The 25,337-nt window shown below is 72.8% G+C and carries 22 protein-coding genes and 1 tRNA gene; 16 read left to right on the top strand and 7 right to left on the bottom strand.

Annotated elements, in window-relative coordinates; genetic code table 11:
- The first annotated feature begins 49 nt into the window (after nt 1-49).
- Entirely contained in the window at nt 50-565 is a 516-nt protein-coding gene (locus tag R2E43_RS24825) for an HAD domain-containing protein (RefSeq protein ID WP_332056578.1), read from the top strand.
- A 138-nt stretch (nt 566-703) separates the two neighbouring features.
- On the opposite strand, the gene R2E43_RS24820 is transcribed toward R2E43_RS24825, so the two are convergent.
- On the bottom strand, nt 704-1,069 hold the full coding sequence (locus tag R2E43_RS24820; RefSeq protein WP_319217214.1) for a hypothetical protein: 366 nt from the start codon (nt 1,067-1,069) through the stop codon (nt 704-706).
- Nucleotides 1,070-1,145: 76 nt separating this feature from the next.
- Here R2E43_RS24820 and R2E43_RS24815 point away from each other — a divergent pair, with 76 nt between their 5' ends.
- Together R2E43_RS24815 and fxsT are read left to right on the top strand one after the other, a co-directional pair.
- The gene (locus tag R2E43_RS24815) at nt 1,146-1,313 is read left to right on the top strand and encodes a hypothetical protein (protein ID WP_016326252.1); all 168 of its coding nucleotides are present in this window, start codon (nt 1,146-1,148) and stop codon (nt 1,311-1,313) included.
- Nucleotides 1,314-1,437: 124 nt separating this feature from the next.
- Nucleotides 1,438-4,716 (top strand): FxSxx-COOH system tetratricopeptide repeat protein, encoded by a 3,279-nt coding sequence (gene fxsT / locus R2E43_RS24810; protein ID WP_332056577.1) that lies wholly within the window; start codon nt 1,438-1,440, stop codon nt 4,714-4,716.
- 64 nt (nt 4,717-4,780) lie between these two features.
- Here fxsT and R2E43_RS24805 read toward each other — a convergent pair whose 3' ends face one another.
- The 4 genes from R2E43_RS24805 to R2E43_RS24790 all read right to left on the bottom strand — a co-directional run bounded on the left by R2E43_RS24805 (nt 4,781) and on the right by R2E43_RS24790 (nt 11,282).
- On the bottom strand, nt 4,781-6,193 hold the full coding sequence (locus R2E43_RS24805; RefSeq protein WP_332056576.1) for a Cys-Gln thioester bond-forming surface protein: 1,413 nt from the start codon (nt 6,191-6,193) through the stop codon (nt 4,781-4,783).
- Nucleotides 6,194-6,415: 222 nt separating this feature from the next.
- A complete protein-coding gene (locus R2E43_RS24800) occupies nt 6,416-6,886 on the bottom strand; it encodes a single-stranded DNA-binding protein (RefSeq protein ID WP_003976116.1) in 471 nt (156 codons plus the stop codon).
- 226 nt (nt 6,887-7,112) lie between these two features.
- Nucleotides 7,113-9,671 carry a GTPase gene (locus R2E43_RS24795; RefSeq protein WP_332056575.1) on the bottom strand — a complete coding sequence of 853 codons (2,559 nt, stop codon included), beginning with the start codon at nt 9,669-9,671 and terminating at the stop codon, nt 7,113-7,115.
- Between the two features lie 3 nt (nt 9,672-9,674).
- Nucleotides 9,675-11,282 (bottom strand): dynamin family protein, encoded by a 1,608-nt coding sequence (locus R2E43_RS24790; RefSeq protein WP_003976114.1) that lies wholly within the window; start codon nt 11,280-11,282, stop codon nt 9,675-9,677.
- Between the two features lie 331 nt (nt 11,283-11,613).
- On the opposite strand from R2E43_RS24790, the gene R2E43_RS24785 reads away from it, so the two are divergent.
- Nucleotides 11,614-11,686: transfer RNA gene (locus R2E43_RS24785), tRNA-Arg, on the top strand.
- 69 nt (nt 11,687-11,755) lie between these two features.
- On the opposite strand, the gene R2E43_RS24780 is transcribed toward R2E43_RS24785, so the two are convergent.
- Nucleotides 11,756-12,652, bottom strand: coding sequence for a helix-turn-helix domain-containing protein (locus tag R2E43_RS24780; RefSeq protein ID WP_332056574.1), 897 nt, complete (start codon nt 12,650-12,652; stop codon nt 11,756-11,758).
- A 264-nt stretch (nt 12,653-12,916) separates the two neighbouring features.
- Here R2E43_RS24780 and R2E43_RS24775 point away from each other — a divergent pair, with 264 nt between their 5' ends.
- The 11 genes from R2E43_RS24775 (at nt 12,917) to R2E43_RS24725 (ending at nt 24,140) form a co-directional block, all read left to right on the top strand.
- A complete protein-coding gene (locus R2E43_RS24775) occupies nt 12,917-13,078 on the top strand; it encodes a hypothetical protein (RefSeq protein ID WP_157961262.1) in 162 nt (53 codons plus the stop codon).
- A 2-nt stretch (nt 13,079-13,080) separates the two neighbouring features.
- A complete protein-coding gene (locus tag R2E43_RS24770; RefSeq protein WP_011028515.1) occupies nt 13,081-13,725 on the top strand; it encodes a GTP cyclohydrolase II in 645 nt (214 codons plus the stop codon).
- Between the two features lie 55 nt (nt 13,726-13,780).
- On the top strand, nt 13,781-14,932 hold the full coding sequence (ribD, locus tag R2E43_RS24765) for a bifunctional diaminohydroxyphosphoribosylaminopyrimidine deaminase/5-amino-6-(5-phosphoribosylamino)uracil reductase RibD (RefSeq protein WP_332057132.1): 1,152 nt from the start codon (nt 13,781-13,783) through the stop codon (nt 14,930-14,932).
- Nucleotides 14,929-16,056, top strand: a complete 1,128-nt coding sequence (locus R2E43_RS24760) for a glycosyltransferase (RefSeq protein WP_332056573.1) — start codon at nt 14,929-14,931, stop codon at nt 16,054-16,056. The genes ribD and R2E43_RS24760 overlap by 4 nt, the downstream gene beginning before the upstream one ends.
- On the top strand, nt 16,053-17,417 hold the full coding sequence (locus R2E43_RS24755) for an MDR family MFS transporter (RefSeq protein WP_332056572.1): 1,365 nt from the start codon (nt 16,053-16,055) through the stop codon (nt 17,415-17,417). Before R2E43_RS24760 ends, R2E43_RS24755 begins: the two co-directional genes overlap by 4 nt.
- A complete protein-coding gene (locus R2E43_RS24750; protein WP_332056571.1) occupies nt 17,414-18,571 on the top strand; it encodes a hypothetical protein in 1,158 nt (385 codons plus the stop codon). The genes R2E43_RS24755 and R2E43_RS24750 overlap by 4 nt, the downstream gene beginning before the upstream one ends.
- A gap of 179 nt (nt 18,572-18,750) precedes the next feature.
- Nucleotides 18,751-20,631: a WD40 repeat domain-containing protein gene (locus R2E43_RS24745; RefSeq protein ID WP_332056570.1), complete on the top strand. Its 1,881-nt coding sequence runs from the start codon at nt 18,751-18,753 to the stop codon at nt 20,629-20,631.
- On the top strand, nt 20,628-21,629 hold the full coding sequence (locus R2E43_RS24740; protein ID WP_319130127.1) for a clavaminate synthase family protein: 1,002 nt from the start codon (nt 20,628-20,630) through the stop codon (nt 21,627-21,629). The genes R2E43_RS24745 and R2E43_RS24740 overlap by 4 nt, the downstream gene beginning before the upstream one ends.
- 28 nt (nt 21,630-21,657) lie before the next feature.
- Complete coding sequence (locus R2E43_RS24735; RefSeq protein WP_003976105.1) at nt 21,658-22,200, top strand: hypothetical protein; 543 nt, start codon at nt 21,658-21,660, stop codon at nt 22,198-22,200.
- A 120-nt stretch (nt 22,201-22,320) separates the two neighbouring features.
- Nucleotides 22,321-23,091: a formylglycine-generating enzyme family protein gene (locus R2E43_RS24730; protein WP_332056569.1), complete on the top strand. Its 771-nt coding sequence runs from the start codon at nt 22,321-22,323 to the stop codon at nt 23,089-23,091.
- 56 nt (nt 23,092-23,147) lie between these two features.
- Nucleotides 23,148-24,140, top strand: a complete 993-nt coding sequence (locus tag R2E43_RS24725) for a D-2-hydroxyacid dehydrogenase family protein (RefSeq protein ID WP_326652612.1) — start codon at nt 23,148-23,150, stop codon at nt 24,138-24,140.
- Nucleotides 24,141-24,146: 6 nt separating this feature from the next.
- Here the strand turns inward: R2E43_RS24725 and R2E43_RS24720 are convergent, their stop codons facing one another.
- On the bottom strand, nt 24,147-24,725 hold the full coding sequence (locus tag R2E43_RS24720) for a DUF2087 domain-containing protein (RefSeq protein WP_210983699.1): 579 nt from the start codon (nt 24,723-24,725) through the stop codon (nt 24,147-24,149).
- 305 nt (nt 24,726-25,030) lie between these two features.
- Here R2E43_RS24720 and chpF point away from each other — a divergent pair, with 305 nt between their 5' ends.
- On the top strand, nt 25,031-25,303 hold the full coding sequence (gene chpF / locus R2E43_RS24715; RefSeq protein WP_011028524.1) for a chaplin ChpF: 273 nt from the start codon (nt 25,031-25,033) through the stop codon (nt 25,301-25,303).
- Nucleotides 25,304-25,337 lie beyond the last annotated feature (34 nt).

The raw sequence follows: 25,337 nt of genomic DNA, 5'->3' as shown, positions 1-25,337 counted from the left end.
CCCAGTCCGAGGGCGCCGCTCCCCCGCTGCGCGGGGCTACGGTGCTGCCGTGACCAGCTCATCGGAGCGTCCTCTCCTCTTCCTCGACGTGGACGGCCCACTGATCCCCTTCGGGTCGTCGGCCGGCCATTGGGAGATCGCTGCCACCTCCTCGACGACCGCCGACCAGGGAAACCCGTTGCTGGCCCGACTCGACCCCGGGATCGGGGCGCGCCTCACTGCTCTGGGCTGCCGGCTCGTCTGGGCGACGACCTGGATGGAAGAGGCGAACGAAGTAGTCGCCCCGCGCATCGGCCTGCCGAGGCTGCCGGTACTGGAGTGGCCGGACACCGACGCGGGAGGAACCCCACAAGGCCTCCACTGGAAGACTCGCCCCATGGTCGAGTGGGCCGCCGGCCGCCCCTTCATCCGGGTCGACGACGAGATCAGCGCGACAGACCGCCTCTGGGTCGACGCCAGCCACCCCGGGCCTTCACTGCTGCACCGGGTCGAGCCGGCCAAGGGCCTCAGTGGCACCGACTTTGGCGCGCTCGCCGCGTGGCTCGATGCCGTCGCGCCGAGTTGAGCACACCTCAGGCTCGATCTACCGCACCCGCGTGAGGGTCCGACCGGCTGATCGAGCCCTTCGGCATGCAGCTTGTCGAGAGCCGAGTTGTCGACGTCGCCCCGCCACTCATATGCGATCGTCGTGATCCAAACCCAGCTAGCGGGTCAGCGTCTCGAAGCCGACATCGTCGCAGTACTGCACGACGCGCCCCTCCGCCTCGGAGTCACTGTTGTTCATCGCTGCCACCGTCGCCTCCGCCAAGGTGCGGCCTCCGCCAACCGTCTCGTCCCGGAGCGGTCGCATCGCGAGGAAGGCGTCCTGAGCGAGGGCCCCGACCACGTCGTACCCTGACGGCCCCGGCGTGTCCGTGCCCGCCGCGTTCCGCGCCTCCTGCCACGCCCCCAGCTGCGTGCAGTAGTTCTCCCGCTGCGCGGTCAGCCGCTGCTCGTCCCCACCCTCGGACGAGGAACACCCGGCCGTCACCGCCACCAGGGCGAGGGCCGGGACTACCGCCTTAAGCACGCGCACCACGTTGCCCCCGACTGAAACCGCGTCCGCTCGTACCCGTCACCCGCAACTCCCGCAGCAGGATACCCGTGTGGGGCTCGCGACCGCGCTCCGCGAGCACATGGCGGCCTTCCCGCCCGTGGACGTCACCCTGCCCTGGCTGACCCCGACCGGTCCCAAGGCCACGCACCGGCTCCTCTTCACCGGCGGTATCGGCGCAGCCATCTGGAGCCAGGCGTTCAACGGCCAGTCCTGGTGACCGGTGCCGTGGAGCGCCTCCTTTGCTTCGCCGACGTCGCCGATTCGCGCCCTGCGGACACCGCCTGCGGGGAATCATTGGGTGCGACGTCGTGACGGGGTCGCAGCGAGGGGGATGGGGAAGCGTGCCAGCAGCGGTGGAGTCGGTCTTCGTCAGTTATGCCGGGCCGGACCGGGCCTGGGCGGAGTGGGCGGCATGGCACCTGCGGGAGGTCGGCCATGCCGTGGAGCTGGACGTCTGGGACTGGCGGATCGGCGACAACTTCATCGAGCGGATGAACGACGCGATGCGGCGGGCCACGACGGTGGTGGCGCTGTTCTCCAACAACTACTTCGATCCCGCGCGGTGGACGCGGGAGGAGTGGACCTCCGTCGTCGCGCGCCGCGAGCGCATCGTCCCGGTGACCATCGAACCTCTCACGGCATCGGACATCCCTGACATCCTGACCGCCGTCATCCGCAAAGACCTGCACAGCCTGGACGAGCAGGCCGCCATCACGGCACTGCTGGAGGCCGTCAACGGTCCCACCGGCCCGCGCACGGCGCCCAGTTTCCCCGGCACGCCCGCATCGGTGCACGCCGCTCCGGCGGGGGGCGCACAGGGGCAGCGTCCCCGGCTGCCCAGCGGCGCTGGTCTGCCGCGGGTGTGGAACGTGCGGGACCGCAATCCGCACTTCACCGGGCGCGAGGCTCTGATCTCCCGGATCCGTGAGGGCTTGCTCGGCGGCCGGCAGGCCGTGGTCCAGGCCCTGCACGGCCTGGGCGGCATCGGCAAGACGCAGATCGCCCTGGAGTACGCCCACCGCTTCGCCAGCCAGTACGACACCGTCTGGTGGATCGACGCCGCGCAGGCCGACCAGATTCTCGTCCGCTACACCGAACTGGCCGCCCGGCTGGGCATCGCCAAACCGGAGGCCGGCGCCGAACACAACGCCCGCACGCTGCTGGAGCATCTGCACACCCAGGATCGCTGGCTGATCATCCTGGACAACGCCGACGACCCCCACGACTTCGAAGGCCTGATCCCCACCGGACCCGGCCACGTCCTGATCACGTCACGCAACCCGGGCTGGAACGACCGGGTCCACAGCCTGAACCTGGGTGTCTTCGCCCGCAGCGACTCCCTGGCCTACCTCAGCGCCCGCATGCCCGGCATCACGCCCGACCAGGCCGGCGGCCTCGCGGACGACCTCGGCGACCTGCCCCTCGCCCTCGCCCAGGCGGTCGGCGTCATCACCAGCGGCATGACCCTGGACCGCTATCGCCATCTGCTCACCGAGAAGACCGCCAAGCTCATGGCCAACGGCGGTCCGCCCGGCTACCCCGCCCCGTTGGCCGCCGCCGTGGACATCGCCACCAACCGCCTGGCAGGTGACCACCCGGACGCCGCCGACCTGCTCCGCCTCGGTGCCTTCCTCGGCCCCGAACCGATCCCCACCGCCTGGCTGGAAGCCGTCCGCGACCGGCTGAGCACCATCGCCGTCGACCCGGACGACATCATGTGGCCGCAGACCGCCCTCCAGCCCCTGGCCCGTTACGGTCTCGCCCGCGTCGACCACGAGACCTTCCAGATCCACCGGCTCACCCAGGCCATCCTCCGCGACCGTTCCGGTCAGGCCGACACCGTCAGGTCGGAAGACGATGTCGCCACGATCCTGACCACCGTGGACCCGGGCGACCCCGACACGCCCGCCGCCTGGCCCCGGTGGGCCGCCTACACGACCCACCTCGCCGCCCGGAAGGACACCGCGACCAGTCGCCCGGAGCTGCGCCAGGCGCTCGTTCGGGCAGCGCGTTACCTGATCAAGAGCGGGCAGGAACGCACCGCCCGCGACCTCATCTCCGCCCTCCACGAAAGCTGGACCGGCGTCCTCGGCGAGGACCACCCCCACACCCTCGACTCCGCCCACTACCTCGGCCACGTCATCAGCTACTTCGGGCAGTACGGCGAGGCCCGCCGGATGCACGAGGACACCCTCGAACGCCGCCGCCGCACCCTCGGCGAAGACCACCCCGACACCCTCGCCTCCGCCCACGATCGAGCCGCCAGCCTGCACGCTCTAGGGCAGTACGCCGAGGCCCGCCGGATGCACGAGGACACCCTCGACCGCCGCCGCCGCACCCTCGGCGAAGACCACCCCGACACCCTCGACTCCGCCCACAGCCTCGCCGCCACCCTGCACGACCTCGGGCAGTACGCCGAGGCCCACCATATGGACGAGGACACCCTCGAACGCCGTCGCCGCGCCCTCGGCGAAGACCACCCCCACACCCTCGACTCCGCCCACAGCCTCGCCGCCACCCTGCACAACCTGGGGCGGTACGCCGAGGCCCGCATCATGGTCGAGGACACCCTCGAACGCCGTCGCCGCGCCCTCGGCGAAGACCACCCCCACACCCTCGCCTCCGCCCACGATCGAGCCGCCAGCCTGCACGCTCTAGGGCAGTACGCCGAGGCCCGCATCATGGTCGAGGACACCCTCGAACGCCGCCGCCGCACCCTCGGCGAAGACCACCCCCACACCCTCGCCTACACCCACGACCTCGCCGCCACCCTGCACAACCTGGGGCGGTACGCCGAGGCCCGCATCATGGTCGAGGACACCCTCGAACGCCGCCGCCGCCTGCTGGGCGAAGACCACCCCCACACCCTCGCCTCCCTTCACGGCTTGGCGGTGACCCTGCACGCACTTGGACAGTCCACTGATGCCCGCCGGATACAGGAGGACACCCTCGACCACCGCCGCCGCCTGCTCGGCGAAGACCACCCCCACACCCTCGACTCCGCCCACAGCCTGGCGGTCACCCTGCACGCGCTTGAGCACTACGCGGATGCTCTCAGCATGGACCAGGACACCCTCGCCCGCCGCCGCCGCACCCTCGGCGAAGACCACCCCGACACGCTCCAGTCCGCCCACAGCCTGGCGGTGACGCTGGACGCACTTGGACAGCACACGGATGCCCGCCACATGCACGAGGACGCCCTGGAGCGCCGCCGCCGCACCCTCGGCGAGGACCACCCCGACACCCTCGCCTCCGCCCACAGCCTCGCCGCCGCCCTCCACAACCTCGCGCAGTACGCCGAAGCCCGCATCATCGACCAGGACACCCTCGCCCGCCGCCGCCGCACCCTCGGCGAAGACCACCCCGACACGCTCCAGTCCGCCCACAGCCTCGCAGTCACCCTGAGCGCCCTACGGGAGCATGCGACGGCGGTGCACCTGCTCAGGGATACTCGCACTCGGAGCCGCCGAACCCGCGGTGAGGAGCATCAGTTCACCATCGCCGTGACCGAGGCGCTCGCCAACGAACTGACTGCCGTGGGCAAGCGGCACGAGGCGCAGAAACTGCTCTCTGCCCGCAAGGCGGGGGCGCGCCCGGTCACGCGCCGGAAGCGCCGTTAGCCCCGGTCTGCGCCGTCGGCCGGGAGCGGGGCCGGGGACAACCGCTCACCGGCCCGCGCCTCAGTCACTGCTCGTTCCTCCTGCGGACGAACAGCAGGACCGCGCCGCCGAGGACCACGAGGCCGATGGCCGCGCCGCCGATCAGCGGGGTCGCGTCGGAGCTGCCGGTCTCGGCGAGGTTGGGGTCGGGGGACGGGGAGGGCGTGACGACGGTGGCGGGGGCCGGTTCGCTGAGGGTGTGGGTGGTGTCGGACAGGGTGGCGCTCTGGGTGCGGCAGTCGAGGACGCCGGTGAAGCGCTGTTCGAAGCCGGCCGGGCCGCGGATGGTGAAGTCGTAGGCGTGGTCCTCGGGCAGCGGCACCGGTACCGTCCGGGTCTCGCCCGGCGCGATGGTGTACTCGGTGTCCAGCAGCTCGAAGGTGAAGGGCTCGTCGCCCTTGTTGAGCGCGATGATGTCCAGGGTGCCCTCGGCGCAGTTCTTCTCTGCGGACAGGGCGGGTATCGCACCGTCGGCGGCCCAGGTGGCGGTCGCCGTCGCCGCGACCGTCGACTCACTCGATCCGGCCAGGATCTGCGTCTGGCTCCGGCTCTCGGAGGCGAAGGCGCGGCCGACCGGCACGGTCGTCGAGGCCTGGACGGACAGCTGGGCGGTACCGGCCGCCGCGCCCTCGGGCACGTCGAAGAAGATCTGGGCACCGTCGGTGACCTTGGTGACGGGCTCGCCCTTCTTGTCGACGATCCGTACCGCGCCCTCGCTCGTGGCGTCCACCGGTGGCGTCACCGTCGCGCCGCCCGCGTTGGTGTGGACCGTCACCGGGCCGAGCCGTTCGCCGGGGCGGCCCGAGACGGCCGGCGGGTCCAAGGCGAGGGACGCCGCGGGCTCGGCGAGGTCGCGGGCGTTCTTCTCCAGGTAGTCGGCGAGCCGCTCGGCCTGCGGATCGACGGCCTCGACGTCCGTGTCGTCCGAGTAGCGCCAGATGGCGACCTGGGTACCGGCCGCCGCGTCCTCTTCGGTGAGCCCGCCGCGGAGACCCGCCTTCTTCGCGAGCGCCGCGAGATCGTTGACCTGCGGGTAGCTGTTCTGCAGGATCCAGCGGACGCGGCCGGCGTCCTTGTTGGTGCCCAGCGACGTCCCGCTCCAGGGGGTCTCCTGGTACTTGGCGTCCTTCTGCGTCGGGTTCTGGATGTCGACGCAGTACGTCTGCAGCATGCCGCCGCCCTCGACGGACATCTCGAACATGCCGGCCGGTACCTGCTGGTCGCCGTCCTGACCGTGGATCACCGCGGCTCCGTGCGTCTTGAGGCCGCCTATGGTGGCCGTCGCCCCGCCCTGGCCCCGCGCCGCCCCGTCCTGGGCGGCGGCCGGAGCCGCACCGGTCACCACACCGGCGACCGCGAGCGCGGACGCCAGCGCTCCGGCGGCGAGACGCGCCGCCCCTCGACCGGGCAGAGACGGCGCAGCGTGCGAAGAAAACACCAAATTCCCCTTCGAGCAGGACCCGTTGGCGTGGGGGGAACGGTCCCACCAGCAGAATCAGCAGCCTCACAAGGCTCGTTCGGCATCCTAAGGACGTGAGGGACCGGGCTCGCCGGTGATCGTCGTCCGCGCGGTGATCCGAATCGGAATCGTTATCGCCGAGAGCGTTTTCGAACAGGGATTATCGACAAATCCATCCCGTTCGTCCCGCCCGGGTTGGCCTCATCCCACCGGGACGGGGTCCGGCCGCTGTTCGGGGACCGGTTCCCCCGGCGTGCCCCCGGCCGGGACCTCCCAGTTGGGTTCCGGCCGGGGCGGGGAGGTCGACGCCTCCGTCCTGGCGGTGCGCCGGAACGCGGCCGTGCCGCGGGCGAGATCGTGGCCGATCGCCACCGCGTCGATGTCGGCCGAGGTCCGGCTCTGCCCCTCGCGCACATCGGTGCGCACCTTCAGCCTGCCCTGCACGACGACGGGGTCGCCCACCGCCAGTGACCCGGAGGCGTTGGTGGCGAGCTGCCGGTTGGCCCACACCGTGAAGAAGTTGGTGTGCCCGTCCGTCCAGGCGTTCTTCTCGCGGTCCCAGTAGCGCGCGGTGACCGCGAGCCGGAAGCGCACCGACGGTCCGTTCGCCAGGTCGCGGAAGACCGGTGTGGTGGCCACGTTCCCCACCGCGCAGATCATCGTCTCGTTCATCGCGAGTCCTCCCTCCCGCACGGGTGTGTCCCGTACGGCGGCCGGGGCGACCGCGTCCGTCGCGATCGCCGTGGAGGCCAGATTGCCCGCGGCCGGGCCGGTCCGCCGAGGGCTGTGGACCGCCCCGGCGCCTGTGGAGAACTCCGCCACCCGCACGGGTGGCAGCCGTCGACCCACACGGTGGCAGCCGTCGACCCGCACGGGTGGCAGCCGTGGACGCGCGCCGCTACCTCGTCGCCGTCCCCGCCGCTGCCCCTGCCCCTGCCCCTGCCCCTGTCGCCAGGCCCGCCCCCGTGACCCGCGCGTACTGTTCCCGCACCTCGCGGTACCGCAGCAGTTCCGCCGCGAGCGGATCCAGCACCCTGGCCCGGCCGCACCCCGCGGCCGCCTCCCGCAACAGGCGTTCCGCCTCATGGCCGTAGCGCCGGGCGGGGCCGCGGGCCGCCAGGCGGCAGCTCCACTCGATGAGAGGGCCGCCGACGATGCCGGCCACCATCAGCAGCACGGGCACACCCAGGTTCGGCGGCACGACGCCGATGATCTGGCCGAGCAGCCACAGGCCGCCCACCACCTGGAGCAGGGTCATGGTCGCCTGGGCGAGGACCGCCACCGGCCACCATCCGGGCCTCGGCGGACGTCCCGGCGGCAGCCCCGCGCGCACCGCCAGCTCGTCGAGTGCCTCGGGCAGCCCCTGGGCGCCGCGGACGGCCGCCTCGCGCATCGCCAGCGCCCACGGCGCCGGCAGTCCGGCCGACGCCCGGTCCGCGACCATGCGCACCGCCTGCTCGACGCGCTGACGCGCCGTGGCCTCCTCGTCCGTCTGGGCGCGCGTCGACAGCCGTCCCGTGATGGGATCGCGCCGGTCGTGGTACCAGCGCCACAGCCGCAGCCAGGGTGTCCCGCAGGCGCGGTTGGCGTTGCGCAGCCAGGCGCGTTCGGCGGCCTCGCCCGCCGCGGTGGCGCCCACCGCGTCGGCCAGCCGGTCCGCGAACTCCTCGCGCGCCTCCTCGCTGAGCCCGGTGCGCCGCCCCGCGACGTACACGGGGCGCAGGTGCCGGGCGGCGGCGTCCACGTCGGCCGCGATGCGGCGGGCCGGGGCCTGCCGCTCGGCGACGAACTGGCCGAGCGTCTCGCGCAGTTCACCGACGCCCTCCCCGGTGAGCGCGGACAGGGCGAGCACGGCCGCGCCGGGCTCGCCGTACTCGCCCAGCGCGATGCCGTCCTCGTCGAGCAGGCGCCGCAGGTCGTCGAGAACCTGCTCGGCGGCCTCCCCGGGCAGCCGGTCGACCTGGTTGAGGACGACGAGGGTGACCTCCGCGTGGCCGGCCATCGGCCGCAGATAACGCTCGTGGAGTACGGCGTCGGCGTACTTCTCCGGGTCGACGACCCAGATGACGGCGTCGACCAGCGCCAGGATGCGGTCCACCTGTTCGCGGTGCTGCACGGCGGCCGAGTCGTGGTCGGGCAGGTCGATCAGGACCAGTCCGCGCAGCGGTGACTCGGAGTCCGGATGCTGGAGCGGCCGGCGGCGCAGCCGGCCGGGGATGCCGAGCCGGTCGAGGAGGCTGGCCGCGCCGTCGCTCCAACTGCACGCGATGGGTGCGGCGGTGGTCGGCCGGCGGACACCGGTCTCGGAGATCGTCACCCCGGCGAGGGTGTTGAACAGCTGCGACTTGCCGCTGCCGGTCGCGCCGGCGATGGCGACGACGGTGTGCTGCCCGGAGAGCCTGCGCCGCGCGGCGGCCTCGTCCAGGACGCGGCCCGCCTCGGCCAGGGTTGCGCTGTCGAGCCGGGTCCGGGAGAGGCCCACCAGTTCGCGCAGCGCGTCCAGGCGCGACCTCAGGTTCCCGTCGTAGGCGAGCGGCATCAGGGCGGCCGAGGAGGAGGCAGGCCTGCTCGGCAGGACGGCGAACTGCTCGGCCCCGGCGTTCTCGTCCACCCGCCGTGCGATCAGCCCGTCACCCCAGACTTCCTCCCCGCCCCCGCCCCCGCCCCCGTCGCCGGAAGCGGCCGGACCGCCGGCCGGACCGCCGACCGGGGCATCGGCGCGTTCCGCGCGGCGATGCGCACCGGTGAGGTCGTCCGGCACGCGCGCGTGGGAGCCGTCGCCGATGCGCTCGCTCCCGCGTTCACGCTGACGCCTCCCACGCCCGGCATCCCCGGCGTCCGGGACATCCCCGGTGGCGCGCTCCCGGCCGACGCGCTTCCGCCCGGCGCGCTCACGGAGGGCCGCCTTCTCGGCGAGGCCCTCCTCACCCCGACCGTCCCGACCGTCCCGGCTGTCTCCGCGCTCTCGGCGCTCTCGGCGCTCTCGGCGATCCCGGTCATCCCGATCGTCTCGGCGATCCCGACGGTCCCGGTCATCCCGGCCGTCCTGACCGTCCCCGGGGGCCCGGCTGTCCCGGCTGTCTCGGCCGCCCCGGTCATCTCGTGGGCCGCGCTTGTCGCTTCTGCCCTGCGAACCCCGTCCCTCCCGGTCGCCCTGCTCTTCCTGCGCGTCCCACTCTTCCCGGTCATCCCGGCCTCCCCGGCGGTCTCCACGGCCTCGACTGCCCCGACCGTGGCCGTCGTCACGGTCGCCCCGACGGCACCGTTCATCCGGGTCATCCCCGTCGCCCCGGCCGTTCTGTTCAGCCCGGTCGTCCCCGCGGTTTTCGCGGTCCCCGCGGTCCCCGCGGCCCCGGTCGTCCCGGTCGTCCCGGGGGCCCGAATCGCCGGTACGGTCCGGCCGCGCCGCCTCCTTGGTCGTGTGCTCGGTGGGGTCCTGGTCAGTGACGGCGGTCACCGGTCACCTCTCCTTCTGCAGTACGGACAGCGCGGCGATGAGCTCTGCCTGTGGCTCGGGGTGCACTTCGAGACCGTCGAGCGGCGCCAGCCTGCGCTCGCGCTCGACGTGCATGACCCGGTCGACGTGTTCCTCGAGCAGCCGCCCGCCCCGGTCGCGCAGCCGCAGCGCGCCGTGGGCGCCGATCCGCTCGGCGAGCCGTTCCCCGGCGACCCGCCCGCGCCGGCCGCCCAGCAGCACGGTGGCGACCAGGCCGGCCACCACCCCGGGGTCCGGGGCCAGGTTCCGGTCCAGCTCGCGCACCTCGTCCTCGGCGTACTCCTCCAGCTCCCGCCGCCAGCGCCGTACGGCCACCCCGATGCGTTGCTCGGCGCTCTCCGGCGCGGGGACGTGGTCCGCGAGTTCGGGGGCGCCCGCGGCCGGTTCGTGCCGCCAGGCCTCGTCGACGCTTTCGTCGGCGGCCGTGACGGCGCACAGCAGCAGGGCGCTGAGGCTCTCCACCAGCGAGTCGAGGAGCTCTTCCGGGGAGCAGTCGAGGGGGAAGGCCCGCCAGCGCTTCAGCGCGTCCCCGGCGAGCACGGCGCCCGCCTGCAACCGCCCCCGTACGCGCGCGTGCTCATTGTCGTAGGCGCTCTCGACGGCGGCGGTGAGCCGCAGCGCGGCGGCGTACTGTGCGGCCGTGGCCCCGGCCAGCTCGGGCATCCGGGACTTGAGCGAGTCCAGGATGCCGTGCGCCGTGCGGGCCATGGCGTGGTGCCGGGCGTCGAGTTCCTGCGCCCGGTGGACGAGCCAGGACCGCAGCGGTGCCACGGCGCTGGCCGGCAGCAGGCCGCCGCCCCAGGCCGACTCGGGCAGTTCCGGGACCGTGAAGCGGGGGACGTCGCCGAGGCCTGCCTTGGTGAGCAGGGCGCCGTACTGCCGCGACACCTCGGACACCACCTGGTGGGGCACCCGGTCGAGCACGGTGACCAAGGTGGCGTCGTACTCCTTCGCGGTGCGCAGCAGGTGCCAGGGCACCGCATCGGCGTACCGCGCGGCCGTGGTGACCATCACCCAGATGTCGGCGGCGCAGATCAGTTCGGCCGCCAGGACGCGGTTGTCGGCGACGAGGGAGTCGACGTCGGGCGCGTCCAGGAGGGCGATGCCGGGCGGCAGGGTGTCGGCGGTCTCGACCCGCAGCACGCGCGCGGGGTTCTCGCCGGGCAGCAGCAGGTCGTCGTCCGGGTCCCGGTGGGGCACCCACACGCGCGTGAGGTCGGGCAGCACCCGCATGCCGCTGAACCAGTGGTGGTCCTCCGGGTGGCAGACCAGGACCGGCGTACGGGTCGTGGGCCGCAGCACGCCCGCCTCGCTGACCCGGCGTCCCACCAGGGAGTTCACCAGGGTCGACTTTCCGGCGCCGGTGGATCCGCCCACCACGGCCAGCAGCGGCGCTTCCGGCTCCTTCAGGCGGGGCATCAGGTAGTCGTCGAGCTGTGCGAGCAGTTCGTCACGGTTGGCACGCGCGCGTGGGGCCCCCGCCAGGGGCAGCGGGAAGCGTGCGGCCGCGACACGGTCGCGCAGGGCGGAGAGTGCGTCGAGCAGCTGAGGCCGTACGTCCAAGGTCACCACATGTGAAGAATGCCCAATTTTGAGGGAATTCTGAAGCATATGAGCATGATGAGCATGTCTGCGCGCCGACCGGACACTCCGGACGGAAGGGACGACTGGGACGCGAGGACAGTCCAGGCATAACGAGTGGACAACACCCGATGCGCGAGACGCCAAAAGCGATGCACGATTCGTAACTGCCTGCGATTATCGGGATCGCTTCACCGAACCTCCACATCGAGCCACGGAGGGGAAGCGTCCGGGACATGGAGCCGGGAGCCCTATCCTTGTCCCCGGCGAGGTCACGGACCGGCCCACACCCGGGCACGCACGACCGAGGCCACCACACCAGGCCCCCGTAGCTCAGTGGATAGAGCAGGCGCCTTCTAAGCGCTTGGCCGCAGGTTCGAGTCCTGCCGGGGGCGCCGGGACACCCCTCCCTCCAGGAGGGCACCTCCTCCGGCGCGGACTACACCTCGCTCCGTCGGCGCGGGTCAGTCGGCCGCGAGGGCCGACGGGCTGTCATCCGCCCGCACGAGCCCCTCGTCGAGCACGCCGGTCTTGGCGATGAGGAAGGCCAACTGGGCGCGGCTGCGGCTGCCGAAGGCCTCCGACGCCTTGCGCACATGGGTGGCCACGGTCCGCACGCTCATACCGAGCCGCCCGGCGATGGCCTCGTCGGTGTAGCCGTTCACCATCAGCTGCAGGACGGACCGGCGGGTCTCGTCGGCCAGCAGGGGCGGGCGGTGCGCCCCTGGGGAGTACCGGAGCGGGGTGGCCCGCTCCCAGGCATGCTCGAACATGCCGACGAGGTAGCGGATGAGACCCGGATGCTCTATCGCCAGGGCGGTCTGGCTCCGCCGTTCACCGGGGTCGGGGACGAAGGCGATGCGCTGGTCGCAGACGATGATCCGGTCGAAGACCTCGTCCAGCGTACGGACTTCCGCCCCGGCGGCGGAGATCTGCTCGACGTAGAAGAGGGTGGGGTTGTGGGTGCGGATGGTGTGCTGGTAGATCGTGCGCTGCCGCACCCCGCGCCGGAGCGCCGGCAGGTCGCTGGCGAGGGCTTTGGCCAGGAGTTCCTGCGGCCGGCCGCCGCCGGGCTGGGCGGTGAGGAGTTCCTCCTGGCAGGAGTCCACGGCCGAGGCGAGGGTGGTGCTGATGACGTCCGCCCCGCTGATGACCCGCGCGGCCTGCACCCCGTCCTCGCGGTAGCTGTCGCGGTAGACCTGCTCGGCGCGGTGGATCGACGCGTGGACCGCGTCGAGCGCGTGCTGCTGACGGCCGATGGCCGCTTCCAGGGGCCGCACGATGCCGCCGGCGGCCAGCCCCGGCGGAATGGCGACCACCCCGCCGTCGGGCGCCCGCCGCAGAAGACCCAGGCTCGTCAAGCACTCCGGGATTTCCTGATTTATTGAGCGTCCTTTCAAAATTCGTGCATAGAAGTGCAGTCCCTTCTGGCAGATCTCAAGCACCTGAATATTGTTCGGTATGTCCAGTTTCACACACATCTGTACATCCTTCAGATTCCGGCAATGCATGATCATGCCACATTTTCCTCTTGGCACAAGGCCGGAGCGGGACAGAAGATCTTCAGCAGACATCACGGCAACTCGACCCGGCATTGACGGCGGGCGAAAACAGGGGGCAGCTGTATGTTCAAGACCGCGCCTTTACGCACGGCTATCGCCGCGTTCACCCTTTCCGCGTTCCTTTCTCTGGGAGCGTTCGCCGCATTTTCTGAGACAGCGCAGCACGCATCGCAGTTCGAGATCTCTGCCTTCACCGATTCGACGGACGACTCGCAGTGGGGATGACCATGCGCACCGAAGAGAACGAAGACGTGATCGTCGCACCCTCCCCCGCCGTGCAGGTGAGGGCCCGGGTGGAGGTCCCCATCGATGTCCCCGGCCTGGGACCCCGGGCGAGCACCATGGTCAGTTTCGACGGACTGCACGACGGTCGCGAGCACGTCGCGCTCCTTATGCCGGGCTGGGAAAAGAAGAGCGATCCACTGGTGCGGGTGCATTCCGAATGCCTCACCGGTGACGTCTTCGGATCTCAGCGCTGCGACTGCGGTCCCCAACTTCACGAGGCACTCGCCATGTGCTCCCACGAAGGCGGCATCATCCTGTATCTGCGACAGGAGGGGCGCGGTATCGGGCTGTACAACAAGTTCGACGCCTACCTGCTGCAGGACGGGGGCCTGGACACCTTCGAAGCGAATGCAGTGCTCAATTTCAGCCATGATCTGCGGGACTACCGGGTGGCGGCCGAGATGCTGAGCGCTCTGGGCGTGCCCAGAATCCGTCTGCTGTCCAACAACCCGGAGAAGGGAAACCAGCTCCGTTCGCACGGCGTTGTCATATCGGACGTCGTCGCGACGGGGACCTTCGTCAATGAGAACAACCAGGCCTACCTGACGGCCAAGCGCGAACGAGCCGGTCATGCACTCGAGGTCTGAGGGGCCCGGCCGGGGCGAGGAGCCGTCCGCGGTCGCCCCGCGGGAACTGGCCGCCATGCGCCGGGCGCTGGAGCTGGCCCGGGCCGAGGTGGGGTCGACCGGCTCGAATCCCGCGGTCGGCTGCGTGCTGCTCGACGCGGAGGGCACGACGGTCGCGACCGGTGTCCACCGGGGGCCGGGCACCCCGCACGCGGAGGTCGACGCGCTGCGGCGGGCGCGGGGGCGGCACCGCGGGACCACCGCCGTGGTCACCCTCGAACCCTGCGACCACCAGGGCCGCACCGGGCCCTGCTCCAAGGCCTTGATCGAGGCCGGGGTCCGCCGCGTCCTGTACGCGGTGGCGGACCCGAACCGGGTCGCGGCCGGCGGCGCGAGACGGCTGGCCGACGCCGGGGTCGAGGTCGTCGGCGGGGTCCTCGGGGCCGAGGCCGAGGCCGTACTGGAGATGTGGCTCACCGCCGTACGCGCCGGACGGCCCTTCGTCACCTGGAAGTTCGCCGCGACCCTGGACGGCCGCAGCGCCGCCGCCGACGGCTCCGCCCGCTGGATCAGCTCGGCCGAGTCCCGGGCGGACGCCCACGAACTGCGCGCCCGGCACGACGCGGTCCTCGTCGGCTCGGGCACCTGGCGGTCCGACGACCCCCGGCTCGACCTGCGTCACGGCGTCGTGGGGCACCCTCCCCTGCGGATCGCGCTGGACGCCCGCGGTGAGCTGCCGCCGGACTCCCGGTTGCTGGACGGTGCCGCCCCGACGCTCGTGGTGACCGATCCGGCCACCGGAACAGCCGACCACGGCGAGAGCGAAAGCAACAACAACAGCGGCCTCAACACCAGCACCAACACCAGCACCAGCACCAGCAGGGGCGCCAACAGCGGCCCCGACGTACTGCGTCTGAAGACCGACGCGCGCGGGCACTTCCCGCCCCTCGACCTGCTCGCCGCGCTGGACGGCCGGGGGGTGCGGTCCGTGCTGGTCGAAGGGGGTCCCGCACTCGCCGCCTCCTTCGTCCGCGCCGGGCTCGTCGACCGCGTCGTCGCCTATGTCGCGCCCCTCCTCCTGGGCTCCGAGGGAGTCAGCGCCACCGGACCGCTCGGCATCGGGTCGATCCGCGAGGCACACCGGTTCCGCATCACCTCGGTGGACCGGATCGGACCCGACCTGCGGATCGAACTGCGGCCTCCCGCCAGGACCGGAGGGACACAGTGACCGGATTTCTCCTCCCCAACGCCCGTCTCACACCCCAGGAACACCCAGGGGCCGCCACGTCGGCGCTCCCCCCGGTCACGGTCCTCGTCCCCTTCTACCGGGAGACCGCCGCGATCCTGCGGCGCTCCGCCGACATGCTCCGGTCGCTGGACTATCCGCACGACAGGCTGTCCGTGTGCTGGCTCGTCGACGCCCGGTACCCCGAGGACGTGGCGGCCGCCGAGAACGTCGCCGCGTCGGCCCGGGCGGACTTCGGCGGCGGGCTGCGGGTCGTGCCGGTGCCCTCGATGACGCCGAAGGCCAAGGCCCTGAACCACGCGCTGCGTTCGGTCGACGACCCGTTCGTCGCCCTGTACGACGCGGACACCGTCCCGGACCCGCGCCAGCTGCGGCAGGCCGTGGCCGCGCTCGACGCCCGCGGCCTCGACGTCGTCGACGCCATCGAGCTGCCCGAGGCGGGCGGTGACCTGGTCAACCGGATCACGCTCGCGCAGTCGGCGGCGTTCTTCGGCGCCATGGAGTACGTCAATCGCCGCACCGGCATGCACATGCTTCTCGGCAGTTCGATCTACTTCCGCCGCACGGCCCTGAGCAAGATCGGGCCGCTCAGCGAGGACGGTGTGGAGGAGCTGTACGAGTGGGCGGTGCGGGCCGCCGCCGCCGGAGTGCGCATGGGGCGCATCGTCTCCTTCTCGTACGGGACCCGCACCTCGGTGGTCGGGCCCGCGCTGCGGCAGCGCACCCGATGGATCCGCGGCCAACTGGACATCGGCGTCCGCTTCCTCGGCGGGAAGCCACTGCCGGCCCGGCCGCGGACCGCCGTGGCGCTGATGACGCTCAGCCTGCTCGGCCAGCTCGGCGTGCTGCCGGTGACGGCCGCGGCCGTGCGCTACCGCGCGCTGCGCCTGCCCGCCGCCGCACTGCTCCTCGGCGAGGCACTGCGCGTCCGCAGCGTCTCGCGCGACCCGGTGTGGGAGGTGCTGCGGATCGGCTCGGGCTGGGCCCTGCTGCTGCCGTTCGAACTCCTGGAGTCGACGTCGGCCTGGCGCGCGGTCTGGGAGCTGGCGACCGGCCGCGACACCTGGCACAAGGTACGGCCCGAGACCGGGGAGCGCACGACGTGATCAGTCTGGGCCTGCCCCGCATCCCGCAGCGCGGCCGCATCTTCTCCTCCGTGTTCATCGACACCTTCGGCTGGGGCCTGTTCGCCCCGCTGGCGTTCCTCTACTTCTCGTACAACACCGGGCTGTCCTTCTCGGCCATCGGTTCGGCGGTCAGCGCGGGCACACTCGCCGCACTGCCGACGGCCCTGCTGGCCGGCTGGCTGGTCGACCGGTTCTCCCCGAAGGCCATGCTGGTCTCCAGCAACCTGGTCACGGCGCTGGGATACGGCCTCTACCCGTTCGCCTCCGAATGGACGCTGATCGCGGTGGCGACGTTCCTGGTCATGGCCGGTGACCGCCTGTACTGGGCGAGTTGGCCGGTGATCGTGGTGGATCTGGCCTCGGGCCGCAAGCTCGACGCCACCTATGCCGCGGTCGGGACCATCAAGAACTTCACCGTGGCCACCGGCGCCCTGGCCAGCTCGGGACTGACCGTCGTCCTCGGCCACGGGGCGGCGGACCTGGTGCTGGCCCTGAACGTGGTCACGTCACTCGTGGCCGCGGTGCTGCTGGCCGGAGTCCGGATCCCCGCGACCCGACCGGGTCCGGAGCCCGGGGCCACGGAGGAGGAGCAGGAGAACCCCGGCCGGCCGGCCCCCGGCTGGCGGGACGCCTTCACGGATCACGCGTTCACCGGGTTCTGCTTCTTCTTCATGCTCCTCACCTTCGCCTGGGCCCTGCCCTCGACGATCCTGCCCGCCTACGCCGTGGAGATCATGGAGCTGCCCGACTGGACACCGGCCCTCTTCCTCGGGATCAACAGCGTCGCCATCATGCTGGCGCAGATGCCGGTGACGGCGAGGGTGTCCCACGTCCCGCGGCAGCGGCTGATCGTGCGCTCCGGGCTGATCTTCGTCGTGGTCTTCACCGGCCTCTACCTGGTGACCAAGGTGCCGGCCACCACGGCGATCGTGGTGCTCGTCCCCGTGATGCTGACCTTCACGCTGGGCGAGATGATCAGCCTGCCCGCGGCCAACGCCCTGGTGGCGAGCAGCGCTCCGGCGGCGATCCGCGGCCGTTACATGTCGCTCTTCCAGCTCTCCTGGGCGGTCTCCGGCCTCTTCATCCCGCTGCTCGCCGGGTTCGTGCTGGACCGCGGGGCGCTGTGGGTGTGCGCCGCGTTCGGTGGGATCGCCCTGCTCGCGGCGATCGGCATCCAGGCCACCGCGTACCGGATCGCGCCCGCCGACCGGCCCGGCCCCACTCCCCGGGGAGCGAAGACCGGTGCTCCCCGGCCGGACCACCCGAGTGACCAAGCGGCCTCCCTCGACCCGGAGCCGAGCGAGAGCACCCGCCCCGTGTCCACCAAGGATGTGACATGACGCAGATCTCGGCCGGCACCCACGGCCGCTCCCCCGCTCCCGCCCGCACCGCCCCCCGCCTCCCCGGCATCAGGGTTATGGCCCACCCCCGGCGCCGGGACCAGGCGGAGGCCCTGCTCGCCCGGCTGCACGGCGCCGACCGCGCACTCGTCCTCGACCCGGAACCGGAGGGGCCGCCGGGCCCCCTGCGCACCGCGGCCGCCGCGTGGGCCGGCCCGTACGGCGAGGCGCGTCACCGGCTCGTGCTCCAGGACGACGTCGTGCCCGCCGAGAACTTCCTGGACCTGGTCGCGGAGGCCGTCCGCAGCCGCCCGGACGACCCGATCGCCTTCTACAGCAACTGGAACCACTGGAACGGCTCCGCCGTACGGCTCGCCGCGCTCAGTGGCGCCGGCTGGGCCCAAGCCATCCCGGACGAGTACGCGCCCTCGCTGGCCGTGGTCCTCCCCCGCGCCCTGGCCGCCGACTTCGCCGACCACGCACAGCGGCTGCTCGCGCACGGCACGCCCCCGGACGACGAGGCCCTGAGCGCGTTCCTGCGCGAACGTGGCCGAGCACTCTTCATCGCCGTCCCCAACCTGGTGGAGCACCGGGGCGGTGACAGCCTCGTGGGCAACGACGTGCAGGGGCCCAGGTTCTCGCCGTGCTTCGCGGACGACGCGGGCGGGGGCCGCCGGGGCTCGTCCACCCTCCAGGCGCTGGACTTCTACCCCCACTTCTTCAAGGGGCACGTCTACGGAATCGTCCCGACGGGCCCGGGCGGCGGCCACACCAAGGCCTACTGGGACGAGACCGTCCAACGGACCGGCGTCGATCCGGTCCTGGTCCGGGAGGCGGCCCGGCGCGAACCGACGCCGGCGGCGCTGCTGCGCGACCTGGCGGGCGCCGGGCTGCACATCCACCACGCGACCGCGGCGTGGACGGCGGCGGTCCTCTACGGCATCACCCTGGAACGTCTTCCCGCCCCCACGGACGCCGGATCCCGGGTCCCGGACCCCGCGGTCCGCGCGCGGGCCGTCGAGACCATCCCGCTGGGCGGTCTGGCCCAGGTCGTGGGGCTTCCCCTGCTGCACCGGGTCATGGAACCGCTGCGCAGGCTGACCGAGGAGGGCCTGCGCGCGGGAGCCGAGCTGGCCGCTGCCACACGCGGCTGACACGACGTCACGCCCTGCCCGCTCCCCCGCTCGGCCCTCCTCCCCTCCCCCGACCACTCCACATCTCACTCCACTCCTCCCGCTCCTCCCGCCCCCTCTCTCACTCACTGCTCTCTCTGCTCTCTGCTCTCTGCTCTCCCTGTTCCTTCCAACTGCTCTGTCAGGAGTTCGAGAAGACCATGCGGACAGTCGACGTGTTCCACCCGCAGGCCGCGAGCAACAGCGCGGCCGTCCACGCCTCTCCCCAGACCACCGTGGCGTTCAGCCCCGACGGCACCCACTACGCCAGTGCGGGGTACGACGGCCGGGTGGTCCTGTGGGACCGCTCCGGTACGTCCCCCCGCTGGGTCGGCCGTCACTCACGGCTGGTCAACGGGGTGCGGTTCTCCCCCTCGGGCCGGCTCCTCGCCAGCGGGTCGGCCGACAAGACCTGCCGGATCTGGGAGGTGGCCACGGGCCGTCAGGTCCAGCTGCTCGCCCGGCAGCCCGACGACCTGAACGCACTGGCCTGGCTGGACGAGAACCGCCTGGTCACCGTCTCGCAGGACGGTACGGGCCGGATCTGGGACATCCGTACCGGCGTGCTCCAGGAGGGGGTCATCTTCCACGCCGACCACTGCATGTCGGTCGACGCCGCGCCCACCGGTGTCCTGGCCAGCTGCGGCGAGGACGCCACCATCCGCCTCTGGGACACCGACGGCTCCCTGCTGCGCGACCTGCCCCAGGCCGGTCACGCGGAGATGTGCCGCTGGTCCCCCGACGGCACCCTGCTCGCCGCCAGCTGCGACGACGGCTTCGTGCACATCGTGCGCACCGACGGCGAGCTGGTCACCAAGGTCGGCCCGTACACCGCCGCCGTGAAGTCGGTCGCCTGGTCCCAGGACGGCTCGCGGATCGTCATCGGCGCCTACGACAGCACGATCACCCTCTGGGACATCGCCGACTGCCGCCCGCTGGTGCGCTGGTACGGCGCGCACCTGTGGCCCCGCGCGGTGGACTGGTCCGCGGACGGCAGGACCGTGGTCGCGGGCACCTTCTCGGCCCGGCCCGCGGTGATCGACGTGCCCGAGATCCCCGCGGACGCCCTGCCCGACGAGGTGCGGGAGATCACGCTGGAGGCGTCGGTGCCCACGCACGGCGTCAATCACGTCTCGGCCGCCGGCGAGGTGCTGGCGGCGGGCGGCGACAACGGCACGATCCGGGTCTGGAGCCACCGCGGCGCCACCGCGACCGAGGTACCGGTCGGCAACGGCAGCCTGGTCAACACGGTCGCCGTCTCGGCCGAGCTGCCAGGGCTCGTCGCCTACGGGTCGTTCTCGGGGCGGGTGGGCGTGGCCGATGCCGTGACCGGACGCGACGTCGCCGCCGTCCAGCGCGAGCACCCCGTGAACCGGGCCGCCTGGTCGCCGGACGGGAGGCGGCTGGCGGTCGCCGACTACGAGGGCGGGCTCGACCTGTACGCCTGGACCGGGCGCGAACTGGTCCCCGGGGTGCACTACGCGGGCCACGACGGCGCCATCAAGGACGTTTCCTGGGTGGACGCGGACCGGCTGGTCACCTACTCGACCGACCGGAGGGCCCACCTCATCACCACCGAGGGCACGCTGATCCGCTCCTTCGGCGGCCACGGCGAGCTGATCAACGGCGGGTCCGTGACCACCGTGGCGGGCAGGGCGCTGCTCGCCACGGTCTCCCGCGACCGCACCAGCCGCATCTACGACCTGGAGACCGGGGAACTGCTCCAGGTGCTGGTCGGCCACGACGAGTCTGCCAAGTGCGCGGCCTGGCACCCGGGCGGCGAGCCCCTGCTCGTCACGGGCTCCTACGACTTCACCGGCCGGCTGTGGGTCCTCGACCCCAAGACGCTGGCCCCGCTCCACCAGCACGTGCTGGAGGGACACGGCAGCGCGGTGAGCGCGGTGTGCTGGCTCGGGGACGACGCGGTCACCGCCTCCTGGGACAGCAAGGTGCTCACCTGGACGCCGGACGCCGACCCCGCCCGGCCGCCGGCCGCGGCCGAGCCCGCCACGGACTGGCGGGTCCGGGAGGGCTCCCGATGACCTCCCCGAGCCCTTCCCTGAGCCTGCCGGTCGGCACCCCCGCCTCGCTCGCCCTGTTCGAGGCCGAGACTGCGGCGGTACGGCGTGCCGCGGAGCGCGTGTGCCGCGCCGCCGGTGGCGGCCTTGACGACCCGGAGACGACCGCGGCGGCCCGCGAGGGCTGGGAGGAGCTGCCGGTCCGCCTTCGAGTGGCCGTCCGTGCCTTCCGCAGGAACTCGGGCGAGTGCGGGGTGACGCTGGTCACCGGCCTTCCGGTGGACGAGGCGCTGCTTCCGCCCACCCCGACGGCGGACGGCTCCGTCCGCCGGGAGGCGACGGTGCCGGCCGCCACCCTGCTGATGACCGCGGCCGGTGGTCTGGGCGACCCGGCCGCCTACGCCCCGGAGAAGTCCGGCGCGCTGGTACAGGACGTGGTGCCGGTGCCGGGCAAGGAGGACTTCGAGGGCAACGCGGGCTCCACGCTGCTCTCCTTCCACGTGGAGAACGCCTTCCACGTGCACCGCCCGGACTTCGTGATGCTGCTGTGCCTGCGCGCCGACCACGACGGAGCGGCGGGACTGCGCACCGGATCGATACGCCAGGCGCTGCCCGTGCTGTCGGAGCGGACCCGGGAGGCGCTGTTCCGCCCGGAGTTCAGCACCCAGCCGCCGCCCTCCTTCGGGACGGCCGCCGGGACCACGCCGCCACGCCCGGTGCTGACCGGCGACCCGGAGGACCCGGACCTGCGGGTGGACTTCTCCGCCACCACGGCCGTGACGCCCGAGGCGCGCCGGGCGCTGGTCGAGTTGGAGGCGGCCGTCGACGCCGCGTCCCACACGGTGCGTCTGACGCCGGGAGACCTCGCCATCGTGGACAACCGGGTGACCACGCACGGCAGGACGGCCTTCCGGCCACGCTACGACGGGGGCGACCGCTGGCTGCTGCGCACCTTCGCGGTGGCCGACCTGCGACGCTCGCGTGACCATCGCCCCGGCGACGGTCACGTGCTGAGTCACTGAGCACCGCCGCCGACCGGGAGCCGAGGGCATGTCACCACCCTTGATCACGGGGCTGCACATCAACGCCGTAGCTCTCGGGGACTCCTGCCGGATCTGCGCGATCTGGCGAGTGAGCAGGCCGGCCGGCCCACGGCCGGCCTGCGAGCCCGTCTTCGCGCTCCTGCTCCCCCGTCGTGGCACGGAGCAGGACTGGGCCGCCGAGACCGCGCTGCGCGCGCTCGGGGAACAGCGGTTGGGCGACGGCCCGGTCTGCGTCGACCTCGCCACCACGGTGGACGGCATCGCCGTGGACACCCTGCGGCCGGGTCTGTGCGAGCCGGGCCTGCTGGAGGCGTCCCGCGCGGCGCTGGGCGACGGGCACCAGGAGTGGGCCGAGTTGGCGCGCGGAGATCCGTCGGCCTTCCACGCCGCGGCGTCCGACGGCTATGTGCTGCTGCGCCATGCCGCGGTGGTGACCGAATGCGACCCGGCGGGTCCGGGCGGCCGCGTCCCCGTCGTCCACGCGCGGGAGCACCGGGTCCTGCGGGCCTACGGGGCGGCGCTCCTCGCCCACGCGGGGGCGGGGTCCTAGTGCCTAAGTCCCGGTCGGACTCCGTCCACGGCCGGGTACGCCCCCGGCGGACAGGCGCGATCATGGTGGTCGCACTGGACGGTGGGACGGTTGGACGGTTGGACGGGCCGAGGAGGAGCGATGCGGATCGAAGCGGTGGACTGGGTGGAGATCCCGGCGGGGGTGGTGCGCCGGGGCACCCCGGCGGACGACATTCCGCTGGTGGCCGAGCGTTACGCCGACACCGGGGTGCCGGTCGAGTGGTACCTCAAGGAGGCGCCGAGCACGGAGATCCGCCTTCCGGCCTTCCGGCTCGCCCGTACCCCGGTCACGGTCGGCCAGTGGTCCGTCTTCGCCGCGGCCACCGGCCGGCCGGTGCCAACGGCTCCGCACGACCATCCGGTCACCGGCGTGAGCTGGGAGGCGGCGTCGGCCTACTGCCGGTGGCTCGGCGAGCTGAGCGGCGATCCGGGCATCAGGCTCCCCACGGAGGACGAGTGGGAGCGCGCGGCCCGCGGCGACGACGGCCGGGAGTTCCCGTGGGGCGACGAGTACCGCACCGGCCTGGCCAACCTGGTGGACCTCGGTGTCGGCACGACCACCCCGGTCGGCTCGTTCCCGGACGGCGCCGGCCCGTTCGGGGTGCTGGACATGGCGGGCAACGTGGACGAGTGGACCGCCACGCTGTACGCCCCGTACCCCGGCGCCCCCGCCGGCGTACCCCTGGTCGAGGACTGGGCCTTCGACCCCCACATCACCCGCGGTGGCGCCTTCCGGCACGACCGCGACCTGGCCAGGTGCGCCCGCCGCCACAGCGCGTACGAGGAGGATCTGGCGGCGATCGGCGTCGGGCTGCGGCTGGCGGCGCCGGCCGCCGGGACCTCCTCGGCCTCCGCCTCCGCCTCCGCGTGAGGCCTCGGTAGACTCGGCGGCCGCCACTGCCCCTTCGGCGAGAGGGACCACCCACCGTGCGACTGCGCTGCGCCGTACTCGACGACTATCAGGGGGTGGCGACCGAGGCGGCCGACTGGTCGCCGGTCGCCGACCGGGTGGAGGTCGTGTCCCACGGCACCCACTTCCCGGACGAGGACGCCCTCGCCGCGGCGCTCGCGGACGCCGACATCGTGGTCACGCTGCGCGAACGCGTGCCGTTCCCCGGCTCGTTGATCGCCCGGCTGCCGCGGCTGAAGCTGCTGGTCGCCTCCGGCATGCGCAACAGCGTGATCGACTACGCCGCCGCCGACGCGCACGGCGTCACCGTCTGCGGTACGGCCTCCTCCTCGACCCCGCCCGTCGAGCTGACCTGGGCCCTGATCCTCGGCCTCGCCCGCGGCATCGTCCAGGAGGCCAACGGGCTGCGCGAGGGCGGCCCCTGGCAGCAGACGGTGGGCGCCGACCTGCACGGCCGCCGGCTCGGTCTGCTGGGCCTGGGCAAGATCGGCGGGCGGGTGGCCCAGGTCGGCCTGGCCTTCGGCATGCGGGTGGGCGCCTGGAGCCAGAACCTGACCCGGGAACGCACCGACGAGGTCGGTGTGGAACTGGCCTCCTCCAAGGAAGAGCTCCTGCGCACCGCCGACTTCGTCTCCGTGCACCTGGCGCTGGGCGAGCGCACCCGCGGCCTGCTCGGCCCCGCCGAACTGGCCCTGCTCAAGCCGACCGCCTACCTGGTCAACACCTCGCGCGCGGCGATCGTCGACCAGGAGGCGCTGCTCGCCGCGCTGCACGAGGGCCGGATCGCGGGTGCGGGCGTGGACGTCTTCGACACCGAGCCGCTGCCCGCCGGCCACCCGATGCGCACGGCCCCGCGGCTGCTCGCGACACCCCACCTGGGCTATGTCTCGCGCGCCAACTACGCCACGTACTACGGCCAGGCCGTCGAGGCGGTCGGGGCCTACCTCGCGGGCTCCCCCGTACGGCGGCTGCCCGTCGGGTCCCCGCCGTCGGCACCGAGCCGGGCGTAGGCGGACTCAGGCCGTGCCCGTCCGGGCGGAGTCCGCCGGGCGCGCGTAGACGCCGTCGCTCCGACGCAGGTGACCGAAGTCCACCAGGTGGCGCCGGAGCGTCACATGGTCGACCTCGCCGTCCTCGCACCACGCGCGCAGCTTCTCGTCGACGGTGCGCTCCGGGTACTCCACGCCGGGTGCGAAGGTCTGCTCGGCGATGTGCCGCAGCACCACCTTCTTGCGCGTCCAGCGTGCGGGGAGACGCACCAGCCGGCCGTTCCTGACGAAGGTCCGCACGATCATGTCGCCCGGTCCGCCGTCGCCCGCCGCGGCGGCGTCCCGGGGCGCCGCCGACTCCGTACGGCCGACGCGGGCCAGCTCCCGGAAACGGCCGTGGGCGACGACGAGTCCGCCGTCGTCCCCGGACGTCACCACGCCCTGCTCTCGCAGTCGGCGCAGCGCGCCGGCCGTCTCCTTCGCGGAGAGGCCGGCCGCCCCGGCCACCTGCGCGGCGTCGCCCGCGCCCAGCGCCACGGCCGCGAAGGCCCGCACCCGGCTCTCCTCGGCGAACAGAGCGGGCAGTGCCGCCAGCGCGGACGCCATGGACGACGTGGACGAAGACCGCGAGGTTTCGGAGATTTCGGAGGCCCCGGAGGTATCGGAGGCCCCGGAGGTATCGATGGACGAGTCGGCTCGGTCGTTCGGCATGCCGGGAGGCTAGTGGACACACCGGTGCGCACGGGAACGGTTTTCCGCCGGACGCCGCCGTTCCGGTCCACGCGCGGACCTCGCGTTCAAAACGGGTGATCCACGCATTCCCCCCGTGACCCGCTGCGACCGGGTGCGTTGAACCGGCAGTGCGGCGGCGCGTCCTGCCGCCGCGCTCCCCGAGTCAGAAGGAGAACGTGATGTCTCGCATCGCGAAGGCCGCGGGTGTCGCCCTGGGCACCGGAGCCGTGGTGCTCAGCGGCACCGGCATGGCCATGGCGGACGCGGGCGCGGCGGGCGCGGCCGTCGGCTCGCCCGGTGTCCTGTCCGGCAACGTCGTCCAGGTCCCGGTGCACGTGCCGGTCAACCTCTGCGGCAACACCATCGACGTGATCGGCCTGCTGAACCCGGCCTTCGGCAACGCCTGCGAAAACGGCGACGACGACGACAAGAGCGGCGGCTACGGCGGCTGAGTCCGCAGGACGTCCGAGGAGCCCCGGCCTTCCC

It is taken from the genome of Streptomyces violaceoruber (assembly GCF_033406955.1).
Classification (GTDB): Bacteria; Actinomycetota; Actinomycetes; order Streptomycetales; family Streptomycetaceae; genus Streptomyces; species Streptomyces violaceoruber.
The sequence above is the reverse complement of the archived record's forward strand: the minus strand, read 5'-3'. Positions and strand labels throughout refer to the sequence as shown.

What these genes read in the sequence shown, in the direction of transcription:
- R2E43_RS24740 (WP_319130127.1), top strand. Translation starts at nt 20,628, where the DNA reads ATGACCTCCCCGAGCCCTTCCCTGAGCCTGCCGGTCGGCACCCCCGCC.
- R2E43_RS24800 (WP_003976116.1), bottom strand. Translation starts at nt 6,886, where the DNA reads ATGAACGAGACGATGATCTGCGCGGTGGGGAACGTGGCCACCACACCG.
- chpF (WP_011028524.1), top strand. Translation starts at nt 25,031, where the DNA reads ATGTCTCGCATCGCGAAGGCCGCGGGTGTCGCCCTGGGCACCGGAGCC.
- R2E43_RS24735 (WP_003976105.1), top strand. Translation starts at nt 21,658, where the DNA reads ATGTCACCACCCTTGATCACGGGGCTGCACATCAACGCCGTAGCTCTC.
- R2E43_RS24770 (WP_011028515.1), top strand. Translation starts at nt 13,081, where the DNA reads ATGCGCACCGAAGAGAACGAAGACGTGATCGTCGCACCCTCCCCCGCC.
- R2E43_RS24775 (WP_157961262.1), top strand. Translation starts at nt 12,917, where the DNA reads ATGTTCAAGACCGCGCCTTTACGCACGGCTATCGCCGCGTTCACCCTT.
- R2E43_RS24745 (WP_332056570.1), top strand. Translation starts at nt 18,751, where the DNA reads ATGCGGACAGTCGACGTGTTCCACCCGCAGGCCGCGAGCAACAGCGCG.
- R2E43_RS24750 (WP_332056571.1), top strand. Translation starts at nt 17,414, where the DNA reads ATGACGCAGATCTCGGCCGGCACCCACGGCCGCTCCCCCGCTCCCGCC.
- ribD (WP_332057132.1), top strand. Translation starts at nt 13,781, where the DNA reads ATGCGCCGGGCGCTGGAGCTGGCCCGGGCCGAGGTGGGGTCGACCGGC.
- R2E43_RS24720 (WP_210983699.1), bottom strand. Translation starts at nt 24,725, where the DNA reads ATGGCGTCCGCGCTGGCGGCACTGCCCGCTCTGTTCGCCGAGGAGAGC.
- R2E43_RS24730 (WP_332056569.1), top strand. Translation starts at nt 22,321, where the DNA reads ATGCGGATCGAAGCGGTGGACTGGGTGGAGATCCCGGCGGGGGTGGTG.